The sequence below is a fragment of the Rhodococcus sp. P4_E4 genome (assembly GCF_056401575.1).
The window spans coordinates 113,435-133,366 of sequence record NZ_JBFUJB010000008.1; the positions used below are offsets into that span (position 1 = coordinate 113,435).

Genomic DNA, 19,932 nt, shown 5'->3' on the forward strand with positions numbered 1-19,932 from the left:
AGATTCAGTAGTGTCTGCACAGCGCGGTAAGCCACGATCCCCCGGCGGAAGTCCGGGGGGTCGTGGTTCCCGTCGTGGGGACACACCGTCGCGTGCGCGTCGTGACAGCGCTCGACGCCCACGCGCGTCGGAACCGGCATCTTCGGTAGATCCGGCAGCAGTTGATTCCGCTGCGACAGACCCCGCGCAACCGGGGGTCTCCGCCGAGAAAGCGTCGGCGCGTGGGTCGAGGTCGGCCCGGGGGAAGAGCGGAACCAACAAGTTCTGGTCTCGGCTTCCGAAGTCGGACAACACCATTTTCGGCTTGTCCACCAGTCGGGCCGTTGTGCTCGCGATGGTTGTGCTCATGCTGGCGCTGACACTGGCAGTGCCGCTGCGTACGTACATCAGCCAGCGTTCGGATGCCGCGCAGGTGGCGGCCGAACGTCAGGTGCTCGAGGAAGAACTGCGAAAGCTGCAGGGCCAGAACGCGCGCTTCGACGACCCTGCGTACATCGAAGCTCTTGCACGAGAACGCCTTCGGTACGTCAAACCGGGCGAGACCCCGTTTCAGGTTCAGCTTCCCGGCGACTACAAGGAACCCGAGAAGAAGCAGGAAAAGGAAACACCGCTGACAGGTCCGTGGTATCGCGATCTGTGGCAAACGATTTCGGAACCGACAGTGGTTCCCGAGACGACGACACCGGCCCCGATGCCGTTGGCGCCGATAGAGCCAGAAGAACAAGGAGTACCCACCGGGTGAGCAACACGTCCGAAAATTCCCCACAGGTTTCACAAGCGGATCTCGACGCCGTTGCCGCTCAATTGGGCCGTGAGCCACGCGGAGTGCTCGAGATCGCGTACCGCAGCCCGGACGGTCAGCCCGGCGTCGTCAAGACTGCCCCCAAACTTCCGGACGGAACACCGTTCCCGACGTTGTACTACCTCACCGACCCGCGACTGACGGCCGAAGCGAGCCGTCAGGAATCCGCCGGTGTCATGCGTGAAATGACTGAACGCCTGACCCAGGATCCGGAACTTGCCGCGGCCTACCGGCGGGCATACGAGTCGTACCTTGCCGAGCGGGACGCGATCGAATCTCTCGGAACCGACTTTGCCGGTGGCGGGATGCCGGATCGCGTCAAGTGCTTGCACGTGCTGATGGCGCATTCGCTTGCCAAGGGTCCCGGCGTCAATCCGCTCGGTGACGAGTCCGTTGCCTTGGCCGGCCACGGAAAGCTCCGCGGAACTGCAATTCCTGCGGACTGGCCTGGCATCGACGACGCCGACACCGCCGACCGGTGACTCGCCGTGTTGCCGCAGTCGATTGCGGTACCAACTCCATTCGACTGCTGATCGCCGACGTCGGCGCCGACGGTCGTCTGGTGGATGTCCGGCGCGAGATGCGCGTCGTGCGACTGGGTCAAGGTGTTGATGCGACAGGGACATTCGCGCCCGAGGCCATCGAACGCACTCGGGTTGCGCTGGTCGAGTACGCGTCGATGATCGCCGATGCCGGAGCAACCGCCGTTCGAATGGTCGCGACGTCGGCTACTCGCGACGCTGCGAATCGGGAAGACTTCTTCACGATGACGCGGGACGTGCTCGGTGCGGTGATTCCCGGATCCGGAGCGGAGGTGATCACCGGCGACGAAGAGGCGCGACTCTCGTTCGGTGGTGCTGTGGGAGAACTTGATCCCTCCGAGGGCCCCTTCGTGGTAGTCGATCTCGGCGGCGGGTCCACCGAAGTTGTCCTCGGCGACGCGTCAGGCGTCCAGGCTGCGTACTCCACCGACATCGGCTGTGTGCGCGTCACTGAGCGATGCCTACCGTCGGATCCGCCTACGGCAGAGCAGGTTTCCGAGGCGACGGCTTTTGCGACCGCGAAATTGGCCGAGGCATTCGAGGCCGTGCCCGTCGAGAAGGCGCACACCTGGGTGGGTGTCGCTGGAACCATGACGACGCTGGCCGCGATTGCTCAGGAACTTCCGGAGTACGACGCCGAGAAGGTGCACCTGTCGAGGATTTCGTTCAAGCAACTTTTCGAGGTGTGCGAGCGACTTACCGCCATGCCTCGGGTTGATCGCGCCGCCTTCGGCCCGATGCATCCGGGGCGGGTGGACGTCATCGGCGGCGGAGCGATCATCACCACGGTGCTGGCTCAGACATTCGAAGCCAAAGCCGGGATCACCGAACTGGTTGTCAGCGAACACGACATCCTCGACGGCATCGCGATGTCGATAGCTCAGACCCACCCGATAGTCTGATTCCCGACGCACCCGACCAGTCGGGTGCGTCAAGGCCCCCATAGCCCAATTGGCAGAGGCAACGGACTTAAAATCCGTCAAGTGTCGGTTCGAGTCCGACTGGGGGCACAACAAACGGCTGGTAAGCGCACCAGACAAATGTGCGTCGAAGTGCTGGCTGAGGATCCGTCTGCAGAGCGTCCGCAGTGATTTCTTGAGAGCCGTCACTGCACTCCAGGGCATTGGCGAGAGTGTCGAGATCGTCCGTAAACAGATGTCCGTGTAGGTCGAGCGTGAGCATCGCAGTCTTGAGTCGCGAACACCTCCCTCCGCGTCACCTGACCGGGATGACGTTCGATGCTCCATCCTCGTTGCGAGGGTGGTCCTTGTCGTTTCAGAGGTAGATCACACGCTGGCGGACACTGCCGGTGAGCCGCCCGATCAGGAGCCCGGTATGTGCAACCCACTTGCCTCGCGGCATACGTGTAACTGCTTGCGGCAAAATTGGATTGAGAAGCAGTAGTCCGGCGACTTGGGTGGCGACAGATTTCTTCGACGAGCGGCGGAAACCGTGCTGGCGATGTTTGGCGTAGAGGAACGCATCGGCGGCGCCGAAGGCCTTGGTTTGCCTCCACGCCGCCTTGAGTCCGCTGCGCAGTCGGTATGCGACGAGGGCTCGCGGCTCGTAAATGAACGTCATCCCGGCTTGTTGAATTCTCCACGAGAAATCGACATCTTCACCGATGCGCATGTTCTCGTCGCATCCGCCGACCGCCTTGTACGAGGACTTCCATACCCCGAAATTGCATCCCATCGCGTGGGGCAGGTAGGTCGTGTACGAGTGTGGCTCTTCTCGTGGTTCGATTCGACGCCAACTCTGCACCTCGCTCGAATTGATCGAGGCAGTTTCGAGGGCTCCGCTGACAAGGTCAGCGTTCTCGGCTGCGCCGACCATTGCACTCAACCAGTCGGGGTGAACTCGATCGTCGGCATCGCAGAATGCGATGAAGTCACCGGTTGCTTCATCCACCCCGACGTTGCGGGCGTGGGAGACGCCCTGCTTGAGTGACGCTGAAACCCACCGAAGTTGCAATTGGTCGACAAGAGGGTGGTCTTCGATGAGATCGCGGATCCCATCGGTGGAGTTGTTGTCACTGACTATCACCTCCAGGGGGCCTTCGTAGTCCTGGGCGGCGAGCGCTTGCAACTGTTCGTCAATAGTGCTGGCGGCGTTGTAGGTGGGGATGACGACTGAAACTAAGCGAGGAGACACAGACCAAACGTACCGATTTGTCCGGAATGCCGCTTGGTTGAGTGTGCGCGGTGGGTCGCTACGTCAATTGTGTGAGGTTCGTTTGGTGTAGTGATGCCTGAGACGACATTAAGTCGAACGTGTGTGCGAAAATGTGGAGATGCGGCTAACCGAGCGATCCCCGGACCGCTGCCCGAACGGACACCCGCTGACGGCCAATACGTGCCTCGTCGGCTGGGAGGTGTGCGGGTGTGCCTCGACCGAGAATGGCGGGCATCGGACCCACTGCTGCAGGCGCTGCGGTGAAACTGTCCGGACGCCCGAGTGCGTCGGCGTGGATCCGCAGAAAAGTCGGTGGAGTTGAAGTGCTGTTACGTTGTGTTTCAAAGAGATTCGGGAGAGCCTCACCCGGCGGATCGGCGCTGGGTGAGGCTTGTGGATCAGGTAGGCGGTGCGACGGGTGCGTCGCTGCTTCCTCCCGAGCTTCCGCTCGACGAGCCGGTGCCGAACAGTAGACCGAAGAAGCCGGAGATTGCGCCGAAGAAATCGAACATGGGCGAGCCTTTCGCGAGGAGGAATGCGGTCACGACAAGTGGCCGACTTGTGGTGGTGTTTAGAGAGATTCCGTCGACATTGACGGCGAAGGCGCCGGATGAAGGCCGACTGCCGGATGAAATGTACGATTCGTCCCGGTTTGATACAAGTCTTCCCCGAGTAACAGCTACTTGAGGCTTGAATTACCAGGGGTGCCCTGCCTGCTTGGGTGGGGCAACCAGGCAGGGCAGTGGTTGGCCGTCCCTCTCAATACCGACCTACGGCGAACCATTGGCGTTGAAGGTACCCACCGTTCGTGACGCGCGCCACTTACGTACCAGTACCTTCGTTAGCCGAGGTCAGTGGTGGCGACGACGGAGGTCGCCGACGTCCCCGCGGGGACGTGGTTCATGGAGAAATCGCGGTCCCGGTCAGGGTTGACGACGCTTGCCAGCAGGAGCATGGCGGCGACAAAGAGAACTCCCGCGGTGAGGTAGGCGATTCTCACGGGCAGGCGCGGGCGTCGATCTGAATTCGTGGACATTCACGTTCTCCATCGGTACATGTTGGACGAACGCCTAGTTTAACGATCAACTAATAAAAGGGGTCCGAACAGTGACGCAAGATACGAAAAGACCCTCGATCTCGGGGGAAATCGAGGGCCTTTCCGGTCGAACGTCGGTGTCGCCAAGCACATAGCGTCACCGACCCACTATCGGTGTCGAGCGTGACCCCTCATGTCCGACCCCACTTCTCGACACTATCCAGTAACTTGCGACATTGTGGACGATTCGGACATTGTCATTCGGATGGGGGACACCCCGCCCGCGACACCTACTTTCGTCCAGCCGCCCATTTCATTCCCCAGTTGTAGGCCCGATCGAGATCTGACTGACTGCCGTTGATGTACTGAACTTCGCGGGTCACCGTCACGCCCTGACCTGAACTCTGGATGAGAGCGATTGCGCACAACCGCTCCTGGTTGCTGGCCGAATCGAGCCGCACTTCCACCTCGGGGCCGTTGGTGGGATACAGGGTGACGACGCCGTCCACGGCCGCCCAGTTGGGGGCGCCGTCGTAAATCATCGCGAAGATCAGGATTCGCCGGAAAGCGCTTGGGTCACCAAGATTGACGTGCATGTTCTCGCCGCCGGTGTTCGCGCCACTGCGGTCATCGCCGTCGAGGGAGATGTAGGGCGGAGAAGTCAGTGAACCGAAACTGTTGCCCAAGGCCTGAACTACTCCCTTGGACCCGTCGGCAAGTTCGTAGAGGCATCCGAGGTCCAGGTCGACCGCGCCAGAACCTGCGCCGGCGAGTTTGGCGAGGAAACCGGTCTTCTTCGGTGGTGCTCCCTGCGACCAGTTGAGGTTCACCCGCATATTGCCTTGTCGTTCACCCGCCTTCGCGAGGTTGACCGTCGGTGCCGATTTGGTGAGCGTGATCTTGCTCAGGCTGACCGGTGCTTGCGACGGAGTGGACTCGCCGGAACGTCGGGTGTAGTCGATTGCCATCGTGATAGTCCTTGTCTGAACTCGAATGAGTCCGATCGTGTTACCCGTCGAGGAATCTCCACCGACGTGATCGGCGATCTCCGGCCATTGTCCCTCATGTCTGATTTCAACCCATCCGCATCAAACTTGCCGCACCAACTACCGGCAGACCAGTAGTTTGCTGATTACTGTGTCTGTGGGCAGACCTGACTCCGAAATAGGTCGGACGTACTGGTTGGCAGCGCAGTGCTTAATTACGAGAGAATTGCTGAGTCGGACGTCCGATTCGAATTGAGTCGTGGGAGCGGGAGGTAAGTGATGTCGGTCCTGTCTCTTCTGCAACCCCACCAGAGAGAAAGATTGACGCCCGCGCAGCGCGATGACGTCACTCGTGAGCAGATAGCCGTCACCTTCGGCGTGCTGCCGTGGGCCGCTGCTGTCCACCTCGTCGTCACACTCGGGCTGACGTTGTATGTGATTCCGCCGGACAGCGGACCGTTGCCGCGCCTGTGGCCATTCCTGTCCGGAGTGATCGGGTTGGTGGGGATGTGCGTCGGTCTCGCCATTCATTTCAACCTGATCGCACCCACGTACCGGATGTCCTACGCGTTTCTCATCGTCGAATTTGCTGTAGTCGGGATCCTGTATTCCTCGCTCGCCCTGGTCCTGTACCCGATCCTGGACGATTCCGGCGACCTGATCCTGATAGCGGTCACCACATCCATCACCGGTGCCGGAGCCGTGGCCACCGCGATGTTGCGGATGGTGGGGGTCACCTGGATCCTGTCCAATATGGTCATCCTCGGGGTGGCATTCTGGCTTCAACCGGGGCCCGAGTTCGAACGAATTCTCATTGGAATGATCGCCTACGGCGCAGCTCTGATCGGCGGCACGATAGTGGTCTCGGGCAACCTGGAATCTCGCTACCGAGCTGAATTGAGCGCCGCGTCGGAACGATCGGTTGTGCAGATGCTTCTCGAAGATTTCGAAGGCAACGCGGGAGACTTCGTGTGGGAGACGGACCAGAAAGGCAAGTTCAACCGAATCCCGACGCGGCTCGCGGTCGAAGCGGGGCTGGACTCCACCGAGTTGCAGGGAACGGCGTGGCAGGACCTGTTCATGGAGTTGGGCACCCTACGGATCCCCGGCGGAATCGATGCGCTCATGGAGTTGCAGAAAGCCCGCCACACGAAGACCGCATTCGTCGACGTGCTCGTTCCGGTCCGAGTGCACGGTGAAATCCGGTGGTGGCAGATCTCCGGACGCCCGCGCCCCGGCCGCACGCCTGACGAGTTCGTCTGGCGGGGAGTCGGTTCCGACGTCACGGAAGTGAAACTGCAGAGTGACGAGATCGTGCGGATGGGTCGGGTGGACGCACTCACCGGCATGCCGAACCGGCACAGCTTCTGGACCGAGCTCGAGCGACTGCTGCGTGATCCGTACACAAGCGAAAGTGGTCTCGCGTTGGCGATGCTCGACCTCGACAACTTCAAATCGGTCAACGACACACTGGGTCACACCGTTGGCGACGCGGTTCTGCGAGAGGTCGCGGATCGCCTGTCCGAGGCCGGCGGGATGTCACAGCTGTTCGCACGTCTGGGTGGAGACGAGTTCGCGATTCTTTTCACCGATGTAGGTGACAGTTCGCAAGTTCGTACTCTGCTCGGCCGCTACATCGAAACTCTGCATGAGCCGATCACAGTGGCCGGCACGCGGTTGGAGATCGGATGCAGCATCGGGTACTACCTCCCCGCCGAACTGCCGTCCTCCGCCGATGAAATGATGGGCGCTGCGGACCTCGCGTTGTTCGCGGCAAAGGAATCCGGGCGCGGGGCCGTGCGTGAATATCGAGACTCGATGAAGTCCGTGGCCGATCGGCGGGCCCGCCTGCTCGAAGATCTGGGAAACACCGTCGCGGAGAAGGACCTCGAACTCGAGCTGCTGCCCAGGATCGACGTGCTCTCCCGCGAGATCGTTGCCGTGGAGGTCCGCGTGGTCTGGCACAACGCCCGCCTCGGAGCTGTGACGTCCGCCGAATTCATGAGCGTCGCAGACGACACCGGTTTGGCTTATTCACTAGGAACGACCGTCTTCGAGCTGGCGTGCGAGGCGGCGTCGCGTCTTCCTGATCACCTGCGGGTAGCCGTCGCGGTATCGACGCGTCAGCTCGAATCGGATTCCTTTGTCGACTCGATAGGGGATTCGCTTCGACGATCGGACGCCGGCGCACATCAGCTCGAGCTTCAACTCAACGAATCCTCGGCGATCACCGACGAGTCCAAGTCTGCATTGCACGCCATTGCAGACATGGGAATCGCGCTGACCGTGGACGAGTTCGGTGCCGGATTCTCCTCGCTCGCATCACTGTCCGGCCTTCCGTTCACCCGAGTCCGGATAGAACGCTCCATTTCGGGTGCGGCGCCTGGTGGACGGCCGATTCTCGAAGCTGTCGTGGATCTGGTCGACGCGCTGGGAATGGAGGTCGTCGTCTCGGGAGTCGACGGTGAGGAGGACTTGAAGTCCGTGGCCGCTGCAGGGGTGAGGACTGTTCAGGGATACATCGCCGGCGGGGTCATGTCGGTCGACGCGGTCGCAGCGGCGGTAGCAGGCCGACGTGGATGACCCGGCGGTACTCCGTAGGCGTCGTGTCGAGACGTCTGTGCGCAAGCTCGGTCGCAGCGGCACGGAACAAAACCTCTCGGATTACGATCGCCGCCGCTTACTCGATCGACGCCTGCGGTTCACCGCGCGCGTACTTCCGTGGTCGTTTCTGACTGCGGCGGTTGCGTTGTCAGCGATCGTGGTGCTCCTGCCGGTGGATGCCGGATGGTTCAGCTTCGCCTGGTCGAGTGTCATGTTGTTGTCGAGCGCTGGGTTCAGTGTCTATTGGCTCCGGCGCTCGCGTATGGGAGTCTCAGAGTCCCAGACCACCGAATTGGTGGTGCTCACAGTCGAAATCATCGTCTGGGGAGTGCTCCTGGCGTGCTTGGCTCTCGTTCTCTTCCCGATGCTCGATCCTGGTGACGAATTGGTACTGAGCTCGACGTTGATCGGTGGGATCGCGGTCGGCGTGTTTCCCACCATGATGTTTCGCGGAATCACTGTCGTCTGGATCAGCCTGGTGGGAGTCGGGCTTGCCGGGGCGTTCTGGACGGAACCGGGCACATCGCGTTTCGTGCTGATCGGGGTGCTGGTCATCTTCGTAGGTTCGCTCTACAGCGGAACTTTGCTGTTGGCCAACCTCTTCGAGAGACGGCTACGCGCCGAACTCGTAGCCGAGGACGAACGAGATCTCGTCGAATTGTTGCTCAACGATCTCGAAGACGGAGCGCAGGATTGGCTCTGGGAAACCGATTCGCGCGGTATCGCCAGTACCGTGTCGTATCGATTCGCCGAGCAGGTCGGTTTACCGGCAGCGCAGATTCGGGGCCGCACCATGCACGAGATCCTGATCGGGATCGGCGCATCTCGAACAGATGCGGGCAGGAAGTCCCTTGATCTTCTCACCGCGAATTTTCAAGCCGGGACGGCGTTTCGGGACCTCACCATGCAAGTTGTCGTACGGGGCGATACTCGCTGGTGGTCGATGTCAGGTCACCCCGCCAGCGGCGACGGGGCGGACTACGGGTGGCGCGGTGTCGGATCCGATATCACGCACTCTTATCACCAGCGTCAAAATATCTTGCGACTGGCGGAAGTCGATTCGCTGACCGGGCTCAAGAATCGGTACAGCTTCAACTCTCAGCTCTCGTCGAGGCTTCGGGACGGACGCAGAGTGTGGTTGGCGATTCTGGACCTGGACAACTTCAAGTCGATCAACGACCGGTTGGGACACCACGTCGGAGACGACGTGCTTCGCGATGTTGCGAGCAGGCTGCACAGCGTTCTGCGATTGAACGAGATCTGTGGGCGACTGGGGGGTGACGAGTTTGCCATCGCCTTCGACGACTCCGCCTTCGACGACATCGCGAGTGCAGATGAGGTGGAGGAACGATTCCAAACGATTCTCGACTCATTCGAACGACCATTTTCACTGGTCGGCAACCAGATTCGCATTCGTGCCAGTCTGGGGTACGGCTCGATGCCCGACGACGCCGACAGCCTCGAAGACCTGGTGATTGTTGCGGACCTCGCGCTCTACCACGCAAAGGAGAGCGGTCGGAACCAGATTCGCGCCTTCGATGCGACTTTGCGGGATCGTGCGACAGGTCGGGCCAGAGCACTGTTGGATCTTCGTCGTGCGTTGATCGACGAAGAGTTCGAGTTGGTCTATCAACCGCAGGTTTCAGCCGCGACGGGAGTTGTTGTCGGGTTCGAGGCTCTGCTGCGGTGGAACCATCCGACTTCAGGTCTCGTCTCGCCGGGAGACTTCATCTCGGTCGCCGAGGAAACCGGCTTGATCGTGCCGATCGGTGCAGGTGTTTTGCGGGCTGCCTGCACGGCAGCGACAACGTGGCCGGAGGACATTCGGGTTGCCGTCAATGTTTCTCAGGTGCAACTGCGTTCGAGTCGATACGTCGAATCGGTACGCCAGACACTGAACGAGGTGAACCTCCACCCCAGCCGACTCGAGATCGAAGTGACCGAATCGCTGGTCATCGACGACGCCGACCGAGATGTGTTGGTACAGCTCTCGGCGCTCGGAATCGCGATTGCGATGGACGACTTCGGTACAGGGTTCTCCTCGGTTGCCAGCTTGGCCCGGCTGCCGCTCGATCGGTTGAAGATCGATCGGGCGTTCGTCGCACCGCTGGACGCGGATCCCTCGAATTCGAGGTTCGCTGTCCTGCGAGCCGTCATCGCGATTGCCAAATCTCTCGGGCTGGACACCGTTGCCGAGGGCGTGGAGACGGAGAGGCAGCGCGCGATAGTGACGGAGTGCGGATGTGACGTGATCCAGGGGTACTTGGAGGGAATGCCGATACGGGCAGCCGAGATTCCGGACTATTTGAATGAGCGACCAGGCGGTCCGAGCAGGCTGGGTGTCGCGGCTACCACTGAGTGAGAACTTTGCGCCCGTTTTGGCGATCGATGTGTGACGGTACGCCGAAGTGATTCACATCGAACTGCAGAAGGGTGTCTTCGTGGTGGTCGGATCGGCGTACTTCCCAGGGCCGATGTTGGTGGGTAAGAAGGCAGTGGTCACAGGCGGTTCCCAGGGAATCGGCGCAGCGATCGTTCGAGCATTTGCCTCGCATGGCGCGTCAGTTCTGGTTGTGGACATGGCACCGCTGGGCGAGGTCGAATTCGACTCAGCTGCAGGTGGTTCGATCAACCATCTCGAGTACGACGTGCGTGCGCAGGAAGTCCCCGTCGCGTTGACCGAGTTCGCGCCGGACGTTCTGGTGAACAATGTGGGTCATTTCCTGAACCCGCCGACGGCGTTCGCCGGTACGGATCCAGGATTCTGGTCCGAGGCGGGCAACATCAATTTCGATCACGTCGTGCGCCTGACCCATGCCCTGCTTCCCGGCATGATCGATCGCGGAGTCGGTGGATCGATCGTGAACCTGACGACGGTGGAGGCGCATCGAGCGATCCCGGGCCACACCATGTACTCGGCATACAAGGCCGCGCTGACGCAGTTCACCAGAAGTCTTGGTGTGGAGATCGGTCGAACCGGAGTGCGCGTCAACGCCATTGCCCCGGATCTGATCGAGTCGGTACAGGTGCCGTATCGCAGGATCGTCCCTGCCGACGACTGGGACAAGTGGCCGGCATGGGCGCCGTTGGGTGGACCGGGCCAGCCGGTCGACATCGCCGGCCCCGCGCTGTTCCTGGCTTCAGACCTGGCGAGATACATCACCGGAACCGTCATCCACGTCGACGGCGGCTCGCACGCTGCCGGAGGCTGGTTCCCCACCGAAGAAGGCGGCTGGACCAACCGGCCCCGAAAGGCTTGAGACATGACAACTTTCAGTCTGAACGTTCCCAATTTCGGCACCACTCTCGCGGAGAACTCCTACGGGAAACTCGTGCAGGTCTGTCAGAGCGCGGAAGCTGCCGGCTTCGACCGGGTCCTCGTCACCGATCATGTGGTGATGGGCTCGGACAACTCGGCATACACGTGGTCGGCGTTCCCCACCGAGCCTGACGCCAACTGGCTCGAACCGCTGACCGTCCTGGCTTTTGTTGCCGGACAGACGAAGACAATTCGCTTGGGGACCGGAATCGTCATCGCGGCGCTTCGCGGGGGAGCGGTACTTGCCAAGACTGCCGCGACACTCGATCTGCTGTCCGGTGGCCGCCTCGACCTTGGCGTCGGAACCGGTTGGCAGCAACGCGAATACGACGCGGTCGGTATGGACTTCGGTAAACGAGGACCGTTGCTCGACGACGCTCTCGCTGTGTGCCGGGCCCTGTGGAGTTCGGCGCCGGCGAGCATCGACACTCCTCGTCTGAAGTTCGACGACGTGTATTGCGCGCCCCGTCCAGCCGCTGGAATCCCGATCTGGGTATCCGGTTCGCTCTCCAAAGCCGTCGTACGACGCGTCGCAACCTGGGGTGACGGGTGGATTCCGATCATGGGCGCCGCGGACGACGACCTACGTGAAGGGATCGATGTCATCGGGAAGGCCATGGCGGATCTCGGACGCGATCCAGCGGAATTGCAGGTCCGTGGGCGACTGACCGTTGTTCGCGGGGCTGACGGTTCGATCGATCTCCCGGCGACGATGATCGGTGCCGAACAGCTGCTCGAATCCGGTGCTACCGATGTGCTGGTCGCGCTGGCAGCTGTTGATCCGGATCCGGACACGGCGATGTCGGAGTTCGGCGAGCTGGTGTCGGCCTTCGCAAAGGTGACCCGATGACTATTGCGTTGAAGCGATAGTTCTATCGTGCGAAGTGTTGTAGTGCAGCCTGATCGAGGAGAGAACACATGACCGAGAGCATCGTCGTGGATACGAGCCTGGAAGGGTTGCTCGATGCCCGGATCAGCTGCCGCGCCTACGAGGACCGTCAGGTGCCACGTGAGGTGATCGAGGAGATCCTTCGGCTGGCGCAGAAGACGCCCTCGTGGTGCAACACGCAACCGTGGCAGGTTGCGATCACCGAAGGAGAGGGCACCGAACGATTCCGCGCCGGCCTCGGTGAGTACGTGATGGCCAACGCCCAGGAGTCGGACTTCGAGTTCCCCCGCGAGTACCAGGGCATCTACAAGTCGCGTCGGTTCGACTGTGCGATGGCGCTTTATTCGAGCGTCGGAATCGAGCACGGTGACCGCGCCGGTTCCGCGGCACAGACGATGAAGAACTTCGAGCTCTTCGGCGCTCCCCACGTCGCGATCATCACCACCGACGAGGCATTGGGCACCTACGGCGCCGTCGACTGTGGGTTGTACGTGAACAGCTTCCTGCTCGCGGCCCAGAGCCTGGGGGTTGCCACCATTCCGCAGGCGGCGCTCGCGGGTAGCTCCAAGTTCATTCACGAGCACTTCGGCATCGACGACACTCGCAAGGTCGTGTGCGCGATCTCGTTCGGATACCCCGATACCGACCACCCGGTGAACGGATTCCGCACCGAACGCGAAACCGTCGACAACGTCGTGCAGTGGATGTCGAACTGATGTGGATGTCGAACTGATCACCTGCACTTCCAGGGATTGAGTGTTGAGCTGATTCACCTGAAAGACTGGTGGCATGTCCGACACACCCGAACTGTTCGATCGTCTGCGCCGATTCCCCGATGTCGAGGCACCCAATCTCTTTGCCGTCGACGCGGCTGATCGTCTGATCCTCGACGAGGCCGCCGACGCTCTTGCCGTGGCACCGGCGGGCACCGTCGTCGTGATCGGCGATCACTACGGTGCGCTGACCGCCGGTGCTGCGCTCGTTCACGGAATCGCCGGCGTGCGGGTTCACCAGGATCCGCTCACCGGAGAGTTGGCCCTCGCGAACAATGCGCGCGAACTCGGTTTCAGTGACGCCTTCACCTCCCACGGACTGGACGAGGAGTTGCTCAGCGGCGCCCGCGTCGTGCTCATGCAATTGCCGCGTAGCCTCGCCGAACTTGCCGAGATCGCTCAGCTGATCGCGCTCCACGCCGACCCGGCGGTTCGTGTCTTCGCCGGTGGGCGTGACAAGCACATCACCCCGGCGATGAACAAGGTTCTCGGCGAATCGTTTTCCGACGTCAGCGCCTCGCGTGGGCGTCAGAAGTCCCGCGTACTCAAGGCATCGGAACCGAAGGCCGATGTTGCCATCACGTTCCCGATGACCGAACGCCTCGACGAGTTCGACCTCGACGTCGTTGCTCACGGCGCCGTGTTTGCCGGTGCGAGCCTGGATATCGGCACCCGCTTGCTCCTGGAGAACCTCGGAAAGATTGCGGTCGATCCGCTGAGCGACGTGATCGATCTGGGTTGTGGCAGCGGCATTCTCGCGGCGGCGATCGCGCGTAAATTCCCGAATGTCCACGTGATCGCAACGGATCAGTCCTCGGCAGCCGTCGCTTCGGCTCTGGCGACCGCAACTGCTAACGGCGTCGGCGATCGGGTGAGCGGCCTGCGCGACGACGCCGTGAGTTCGTTGCCCAGTGCGAGTGCCGATCTGGTTCTGTTGAACCCGCCGTTCCACGTCGGCGCGGCGGTGCACACCGGCGGAGCACTCAAGATGTTCGAAGCCGCCGGTCGCGTCCTGCGTCCGGGTGGCGAGTTGTGGACTGTTCACAACGCGCATCTGGGGTATCGCGAACCGCTGAAAGCCGCGGTGGGACCGAGCGAAGCGATGGCGAAGAACGCGAAGTTCATCGTGATGAAGTCGGTCAAACCGTCCTAGTATCGAAGAGTGTTGATCTTCCGGAAATGCGCCGGGAACTACAACCGACGCTTCGACGTTGTAAATTACGAGTGCTTTACTTTTAGTTAGGTACACGGACCGTGTCGGAAACTCGGATCCGTACGGCGAACCCGCGACGCACCCGTCGTAGGCCACCACGATGAAGGGATGATCACGGTGCGCACCACCAGCAACCCGGTGTTCCGCAATCTGCCCAAGCAAGAGGGCAACGGATACGCCTCGTTCGGATCTGCGACGGCGGGCGCCTCGCAGGCAACCCAGCAGTTCGGTCAGCCGCAGTACGCTCCGGCCGAGCCGTACCAGACCGGTCCCACCTCGCGGGCCATGACGATCGACGACGTCGTCACCAAGACGGGCATCACGCTCGGCGTGCTGACGATCTCGGCACTGGTGTCGTACTTCCTCGTCAACAACAACGCCGACCTCGCTACCCCGCTGGTCATCGGCGGCGGTCTCGTCGGCCTCGTTCTGGTTCTGGTCGCGACGTTCGGCCGCAAGATGGACAACCCGGCAATCGTGTTGGCGTACGCCGTCGCCGAGGGTCTGTTCCTCGGTGCGCTGTCGTTCATGTTCACCGATATTCAATTCGGTGGCGTCGGCGGATCGGCACTGATCGCGCAGGCAGTCCTCGGCACCTTCGGCGTGTTCTTCGGCATGCTCGTGGTTTACAAGACCGGCGCGATTCGGGTGACACCGCGTCTGACGCGAATGATCATCGGCGCGTTGATCGGCGTTGTCGTTCTGGCGCTCGGCAACCTCGTCGCGAGCTTCTTCGTCGACGGCGGACTGGGACTGCGTGACGGCGGAACGCTCGCCATCATCTTCAGCCTCGTCTGCATCGGCATCGCAGCCTTCAGCTTCCTGCTCGACTTCGACGCCGCTGATCAGCTGATCCGCGCACAGGCGCCCGAGAAGGCAGCCTGGGGCGTCGCATTCGGCCTCACCGTCACCTTGGTCTGGCTGTACGTCGAGATCCTGCGTCTGCTGAGCTACTTCAACAACGACTAGTTCTCGAGTCGTTCCGTAACACGAAGAAGGGCCCCGCGAGGGGCCCTTCTTTTGTCGTCTGTGGGCGGTTACGGTGCTTGGATACCTAGCAACTGCTTGGTTTGGAGCGAAGGGGAGCGAATGTCGACAAACACCACCGAACCCGTGCTGGTGGCGGATGCCGGAGCAGTGCGAACGCTGACCTTCAACAATCCGGGCCGCCTGAACGCTTTCGATGCGGCCGGCTTTCGAGCGTTGACCAAGGCGCTTGACGACGCGGCGTCGGACGAAGCCGTGGCCGTGGTGATCGTCGAGGGCGCAGGCAAGGCATTTTCCAGTGGCGTCGACCTACGCGCACTCGCCGAACCAGGCACCGACAATTCAGACTTCGGCAATGCATTCGCGCCGCTGATCGTTGCGCTGGCGGAGTTCCCGAAGCCATTGATCGCCGCGGTGCACGGCGCTGCCGTAGGCATCGGCCTGACCATGCTGCTCTACTGTGACGTCGTCTACGTTGCCGAGAACGCACGCCTGCGGGCACCGTTCACGTCGCTGGGTACAGCTCCCGAAGCTGCCAGTAGTTGGTTGCTGCCCAAGGTGATCGGAACGCAGCGAGCCGCCGAGCTGATCCTGTCGGCCCGGTGGCTCAGCGGCGTCGAAGCTGCCGCCTACGGACTGGCGACAGCCGCCGTACCGGCCGACCAGGTACAGGCACGTGCCCGCGAGAGTGCCGAGCAGATTGCCGCCAACATCGGACCGGCAGTCCTTGCCGCCAAGCGACTGCTCCGCCACGGTTGGGCCGACGAAGCCCGCGCCGCTGTGCAGCGTGAGGACGACGCTGCACGAGCGTTGATTCGCGAGTTGGGGAGTTTTGCTCGGAAATTCACGACTACCTGAAACACGACCACACGAAAGCGGCCGCCCGGCAGAGGTCTTGTCCTGCTCCTGCAGGTTGTTGATCAGGGTGTTGGTGATGCGGGCACCGGTCATACCGAAGGGGTGACCCAGGGCGATCGCGCCACCGGAGATGTTGAGCTTGTCCTCTTCGATGCCCAGTTCGCGAGCGGATCCGAGGACCTGCACGGCGAATGCCTCGTTGATCTCGAACAGGTCGATGTCGGAGATCGACTTGCCGGCGATCTTCAGGGCGTTCTTGACGGCCTGGATCGGGCCGAGGCCCATGATCTCGGGGGACAGGCCCGAGACGCCGGTGGAGACGATGCGAGCGAGCGGGGTCAGGCCGAGTGCCTTCGCCTTGGTGTCGGACATGATCACCAGTGCGGCTGCGCCGTCGTTGAGCGGGCAGGCGTTGCCGGCGGTGACGGTGCCGTCGGGGCGGAAGACGGGCTTGAGGCCGCTGATGCCCTCGTAGGTGGTGCCGGCGCGGGGGCCGTCGTCCTTGGAGACGACGGTGCCGTCGGCGAGCGTGACGGGCGTGATCTCACGCTCGAAGAAGCCGCGAGCGATGGCTTCCTCGGCGCGATTCTGGCTGCGCACTGCCCAGCGGTCCTGGTCTTCGCGGGTGATGCCGGTGGCCGAAGCGACGTTCTCGGCGGTCTGGCCCATGCCCAGGTACACGTCGGGGATCAGGCCTTCTTCGCGAGGATCGGTCCAGGCGACTCCACCCTCGGCGAGCTTGGCGCTACGAGCCTGCGCTGCGTCGAAGAGTGGGTTCTTGGTGTTGGGTAGGCCGTCGGCATTGCCCGTGATGAAACTGGAGACGGACTCGACGCCGGCGGAGATGAAGACGTCGCCCTCGCCTGCGCGGATGGCGTGCAGTGCCATACGGGTGGTCTGCAGCGAGGAGGAACAGTAACGGTTGACCGTCACACCGGGGAGGAAGTCGTAGCCGAGCTGAACGGCGACGACGCGGGCGATGTTGAAGCCCGACTGGCCGGCGGGCTGGCCGCAACCGAGCATGAGGTCGTCGATCTCGGTGGGGTCGAGCTCGGGGATCTTTGCCAACGCGGCGGCAACCATCTGAGTTGCGAGGTCATCCGGGCGGATGTCCTTGAGCGAACCCTTCATTGCGCGGCCGATGGGCGACCGTACTGCTGAGACGATTACTGCCTCGGGCATGAAAACTCCTTTTGTGTACTGCTCGTGGGCGGCTTGAAACGCCGTCGAGCAGGGCAAGTTGAATGCAGCTTCGACTTACAATTTACGTTGCCGCTCCCAGATGGTGGTCACGCAGTCTCACTCAGTTGACGTCGGGGCGCTGAACTGCGGGTTTGGTGCGTCTCGCGAAGGCTTTCCACTGAGTTGCCGCTGCCGTCAGTCGGGCTGCGACGGTGCGAGCTTGCGCCGCCTCCGAAACGTGGGGAAGTTCGGGTAGCGGGCCACCCTGCCACTCACCCAGAGCCGACGCGAGAACCGGGACGATCTGCTTCGCCGCGAGCTCGTAGCCGGCCGCCGACGGGTGGAAACGATCAGCCGAGAACATCGTGTCGGGCGAGGCCAGGAATTCCTTGGCCAGCAGGTCGGCTAGTGGAACGGGATGACCCCCGGCGTTTCTGGTCGCGGACGCCTGGGCGAGCGCGAGACGATGACCCCATTCACGCACCACGGAGCGCAGTGGTTGCGGGATAGCCGTGACCACCCCCAGATCCGGGCAGGTGCCGACAACAACGACGGCGCCACTCTCGCGTAGCCGTCGTACCGCGTCGCCGAGGCGTTTTGCCGAAGCATGAATTGCGTTCTTGGCCGTGACGTCGTTGGCGCCGATCAGGATCACGGCAGCATCCGGGGGAGGGCCGGCGACGAACATGGCGTCGACCTGCCCACTCAACCCGCGTGAGGTGGCGCCGCCGATGGCCTTGGTGCTCAAACGGATTCGCTTCCCGGTTTCACTCGCAAGCAGCTTCGCGACCTGCACACCCGGAACTTCCGACGCCGTCAGTGCGCCGACGCCGGCCGCCGACGAATCGCCGAAGATCATCAAGTGGAGATCGAAGGGCACGGCCCGCCACCAGAGTTCCGGGTTGTCGGCGCCGGGTGCGTACACCCCGTCCGCCTCGGGTGGCTTGGCGATATTGCGACCGATCACCCCACGGGCCGCCCCCGCCTGCGACATCAGATAGTTGTAGCCCAACCAGGAGAGCGTGCCTGCACTCGATCCGGCCACCACCGTGGCCACCGACGCTTTCAGTCCGGTTCGACTCACACTTGCCAATCTAGCCGGATTGCACCACCTTCGCCCGACGTCCGCGCGCACCGTTTTCTTTCATCTGGGAACATGGACGAATGCGCATCGCGGAACACGTCGTCGACCTCATCGGCAACACCCCACTCGTCAAGCTCACGTCCGTCACGGGCGAAAACTTCGGCACGGTGGCAGCCAAGGTCGAATACCTCAACCCTGGCGGTAGCTCCAAGGACCGCATCGCCGTCAAGATGATCGACGCAGCCGAGGCTTCGGGTGAACTGAAGCCCGGCGGCACCATCGTCGAGCCGACTTCGGGCAACACCGGAATCGGCTTGGCGCTCGTGGCGCAAAAGCGTGGATACAAGTGCGTTTTCGTCTGCCCAGACAAGGTCAGCGAAGACAAGCGCAACGTCCTGCGTGCCTACGGCGCCGAGGTGGTCGTGTGCCCCACGGCCGTCGCACCGGACAACCCGAACAGCTACTACAGCGTCTCCGACCGCCTCACCCGTGAGATCCCCGGCGCCTGGAAGCCCAACCAGTACTCCAACCCGGGCGGACCGGAGAGCCACTACGAGACCACCGGTCCCGAGATCTGGGCCGACACCGACGGCAAGATCACGCACTTCGTCGCGGGCGTCGGCACCGGCGGCACCATCACCGGCACCGGCCGCTACCTCAAGGAAGTTTCGGGCGGCAAGGTCAAGGTCATCGGCGCAGACCCCGAAGGCTCCGTCTACTCCGGCGGCACCGGTCGCCCGTACCTGGTCGAAGGCGTCGGCGAAGACTTCTGGCCGTCGGCATACGACCCGTCCATCCCGGACGAGATCATCGCCGTCTCGGATGCCGATTCCTTCGAGATGACGCGTCGCCTCGCCCGCGAAGAGGGACTGCTGGTCGGCGGTTCCTGCGGTATGGCCGTCGTCGCTGCCCTCGAAGTAGCCAAGCGCGAAGGCCCCGACGCTCTGATCGTCGTCCTCCTCCCGGACGGCGGCCGCGGCTACCTGTCCAAGATCTTCAACGATCAGTGGATGGCGTCGTACGGATTCCTGCGCACCCCACTCGACGGCAAGACCAACGTCCCCACCGTCGGCGACGTCCTGCGCGGGAAGTCGGGCGAGCTGCCGGACCTCGTTCACACTCACCCGTCGGAGACTCTGCGCGACGCGATCGAGATCCTGCGCGAGTACGGCGTGTCCCAGATGCCCGTCGTCGGTGCGGAACCGCCGGTCATGGCAGGCGAGGTCGCCGGAAGCGTGTCCGAGCGAGATCTGCTGAGCGCGGTATTCGAAGGCCGTGCGCACCTTGCGGATTCCGTCGAGAAGCACATGAGCAAGCCGTTCCCGCTCATCGGTTCCGGCGAGCCGGTCTCGGCTGCCACGAAGGCGCTCGGTGACACCGACGCACTCATGGTCGTCGACGACGGCAAGCCGGTCGGTGTCATCACGCGCCACGATCTCCTGGGTTTCCTGAGTTCGGATTCCTGAGTTCGGATTCCTGCGC

General features: G+C 62.5%; 17 protein-coding genes, 1 tRNA gene and 1 pseudogene. 13 read left to right on the forward strand and 6 right to left on the reverse strand.

Annotated features, from left to right (window positions below):
- Positions 1-10 precede the first annotated feature (10 nt).
- The 4 genes from AC1DVN_RS11830 (at position 11) to AC1DVN_RS11845 (ending at position 2,354) form a co-directional block, all read left to right on the forward strand.
- The gene (locus AC1DVN_RS11830) at positions 11-742 is read left to right on the forward strand and encodes an FtsB family cell division protein (protein ID WP_477993812.1); all 732 of its coding nucleotides are present in this window, start codon (positions 11-13) and stop codon (positions 740-742) included.
- The gene (locus AC1DVN_RS11835) at positions 739-1,284 is read left to right on the forward strand and encodes a DUF501 domain-containing protein (RefSeq protein WP_046378944.1); all 546 of its coding nucleotides are present in this window, start codon (positions 739-741) and stop codon (positions 1,282-1,284) included. Before AC1DVN_RS11830 ends, AC1DVN_RS11835 begins: the two co-directional genes overlap by 4 nt.
- Entirely contained in the window at positions 1,281-2,246 is a 966-nt protein-coding gene (locus AC1DVN_RS11840) for a Ppx/GppA phosphatase family protein (RefSeq protein ID WP_042952505.1), read from the forward strand. The genes AC1DVN_RS11835 and AC1DVN_RS11840 overlap by 4 nt, the downstream gene beginning before the upstream one ends.
- A 34-nt stretch (positions 2,247-2,280) precedes the next feature.
- Positions 2,281-2,354 (forward strand) — tRNA-Leu (locus AC1DVN_RS11845).
- Positions 2,355-2,619: 265 nt separating this feature from the next.
- Here the strand turns inward: AC1DVN_RS11845 and AC1DVN_RS11850 are convergent.
- The 4 genes from AC1DVN_RS11850 to AC1DVN_RS11865 form a co-directional block, all read right to left on the reverse strand.
- Complete coding sequence (locus tag AC1DVN_RS11850) at positions 2,620-3,498, reverse strand: glycosyltransferase family 2 protein (RefSeq protein WP_019744612.1); 879 nt, start codon at positions 3,496-3,498, stop codon at positions 2,620-2,622.
- A gap of 419 nt (positions 3,499-3,917) precedes the next feature.
- Positions 3,918-4,064, reverse strand: a complete 147-nt coding sequence (locus AC1DVN_RS11855) for a hypothetical protein (protein ID WP_019744611.1) — start codon at positions 4,062-4,064, stop codon at positions 3,918-3,920.
- A gap of 296 nt (positions 4,065-4,360) precedes the next feature.
- Positions 4,361-4,555 (reverse strand): hypothetical protein, encoded by a 195-nt coding sequence (locus tag AC1DVN_RS11860; RefSeq protein ID WP_046378942.1) that lies wholly within the window; start codon positions 4,553-4,555, stop codon positions 4,361-4,363.
- Between the two features lie 290 nt (positions 4,556-4,845).
- Positions 4,846-5,523: a TerD family protein gene (locus AC1DVN_RS11865; protein WP_007728823.1), complete on the reverse strand. Its 678-nt coding sequence runs from the start codon at positions 5,521-5,523 to the stop codon at positions 4,846-4,848.
- 297 nt (positions 5,524-5,820) lie between these two features.
- Between AC1DVN_RS11865 and AC1DVN_RS11870 the strand changes: the two genes are divergently transcribed.
- The 8 genes from AC1DVN_RS11870 to AC1DVN_RS11905 all read left to right on the forward strand — a co-directional run bounded on the left by AC1DVN_RS11870 (position 5,821) and on the right by AC1DVN_RS11905 (position 16,184).
- The gene (locus AC1DVN_RS11870) at positions 5,821-8,124 is read left to right on the forward strand and encodes a putative bifunctional diguanylate cyclase/phosphodiesterase (protein ID WP_021345064.1); all 2,304 of its coding nucleotides are present in this window, start codon (positions 5,821-5,823) and stop codon (positions 8,122-8,124) included.
- Positions 8,117-10,507 (forward strand): putative bifunctional diguanylate cyclase/phosphodiesterase, encoded by a 2,391-nt coding sequence (locus tag AC1DVN_RS11875; RefSeq protein ID WP_477993813.1) that lies wholly within the window; start codon positions 8,117-8,119, stop codon positions 10,505-10,507. Before AC1DVN_RS11870 ends, AC1DVN_RS11875 begins: the two co-directional genes overlap by 8 nt.
- Before the next feature lie 46 nt (positions 10,508-10,553).
- Entirely contained in the window at positions 10,554-11,405 is an 852-nt protein-coding gene (locus AC1DVN_RS11880) for an SDR family NAD(P)-dependent oxidoreductase (RefSeq protein ID WP_020970272.1), read from the forward strand.
- A gap of 3 nt (positions 11,406-11,408) precedes the next feature.
- The gene (locus AC1DVN_RS11885) at positions 11,409-12,314 is read left to right on the forward strand and encodes a TIGR03619 family F420-dependent LLM class oxidoreductase (protein ID WP_046378941.1); all 906 of its coding nucleotides are present in this window, start codon (positions 11,409-11,411) and stop codon (positions 12,312-12,314) included.
- A gap of 68 nt (positions 12,315-12,382) precedes the next feature.
- A complete protein-coding gene (locus AC1DVN_RS11890) occupies positions 12,383-13,069 on the forward strand; it encodes a nitroreductase (RefSeq protein WP_020908534.1) in 687 nt (228 codons plus the stop codon).
- Positions 13,070-13,142: 73 nt separating this feature from the next.
- Positions 13,143-14,279, forward strand: a complete 1,137-nt coding sequence (locus tag AC1DVN_RS11895) for a class I SAM-dependent methyltransferase (protein WP_046378940.1) — start codon at positions 13,143-13,145, stop codon at positions 14,277-14,279.
- Positions 14,280-14,456: 177 nt separating this feature from the next.
- Positions 14,457-15,308: a Bax inhibitor-1/YccA family protein gene (locus tag AC1DVN_RS11900; protein WP_029536818.1), complete on the forward strand. Its 852-nt coding sequence runs from the start codon at positions 14,457-14,459 to the stop codon at positions 15,306-15,308.
- 120 nt (positions 15,309-15,428) lie between these two features.
- The gene (locus AC1DVN_RS11905; RefSeq protein WP_021332748.1) at positions 15,429-16,184 is read left to right on the forward strand and encodes an enoyl-CoA hydratase/isomerase family protein; all 756 of its coding nucleotides are present in this window, start codon (positions 15,429-15,431) and stop codon (positions 16,182-16,184) included.
- On the opposite strand, the pseudogene AC1DVN_RS11910 reads toward AC1DVN_RS11905, so the two are convergent.
- Positions 16,179-17,366: pseudogene (locus AC1DVN_RS11910) on the reverse strand (acetyl-CoA C-acetyltransferase); the annotation flags it as partial. The gene AC1DVN_RS11905 and the pseudogene AC1DVN_RS11910 overlap by 6 nt on opposite strands.
- A gap of 121 nt (positions 17,367-17,487) precedes the next feature.
- Entirely contained in the window at positions 17,488-18,459 is a 972-nt protein-coding gene (locus tag AC1DVN_RS11915) for an SGNH/GDSL hydrolase family protein (RefSeq protein ID WP_046378939.1), read from the reverse strand.
- Positions 18,460-18,530: 71 nt separating this feature from the next.
- Between AC1DVN_RS11915 and AC1DVN_RS11920 the strand changes: the two genes are divergently transcribed.
- Positions 18,531-19,916: a cystathionine beta-synthase gene (locus AC1DVN_RS11920; RefSeq protein ID WP_003943292.1), complete on the forward strand. Its 1,386-nt coding sequence runs from the start codon at positions 18,531-18,533 to the stop codon at positions 19,914-19,916.
- Positions 19,917-19,932 lie beyond the last annotated feature (16 nt).

Coding starts and splice junctions, on each gene's coding strand:
- AC1DVN_RS11870 (WP_021345064.1), top strand. CDS start 5,821: ATGTCGGTCCTGTCTCTTCTGCAACCCCACCAGAGAGAAAGATTGACG.
- AC1DVN_RS11860 (WP_046378942.1), bottom strand. CDS start 4,555: ATGTCCACGAATTCAGATCGACGCCCGCGCCTGCCCGTGAGAATCGCC.
- AC1DVN_RS11905 (WP_021332748.1), top strand. CDS start 15,429: ATGTCGACAAACACCACCGAACCCGTGCTGGTGGCGGATGCCGGAGCA.
- AC1DVN_RS11890 (WP_020908534.1), top strand. CDS start 12,383: ATGACCGAGAGCATCGTCGTGGATACGAGCCTGGAAGGGTTGCTCGAT.
- AC1DVN_RS11895 (WP_046378940.1), top strand. CDS start 13,143: ATGTCCGACACACCCGAACTGTTCGATCGTCTGCGCCGATTCCCCGAT.
- AC1DVN_RS11920 (WP_003943292.1), top strand. CDS start 18,531: ATGCGCATCGCGGAACACGTCGTCGACCTCATCGGCAACACCCCACTC.
- AC1DVN_RS11885 (WP_046378941.1), top strand. CDS start 11,409: ATGACAACTTTCAGTCTGAACGTTCCCAATTTCGGCACCACTCTCGCG.
- AC1DVN_RS11865 (WP_007728823.1), bottom strand. CDS start 5,523: ATGGCAATCGACTACACCCGACGTTCCGGCGAGTCCACTCCGTCGCAA.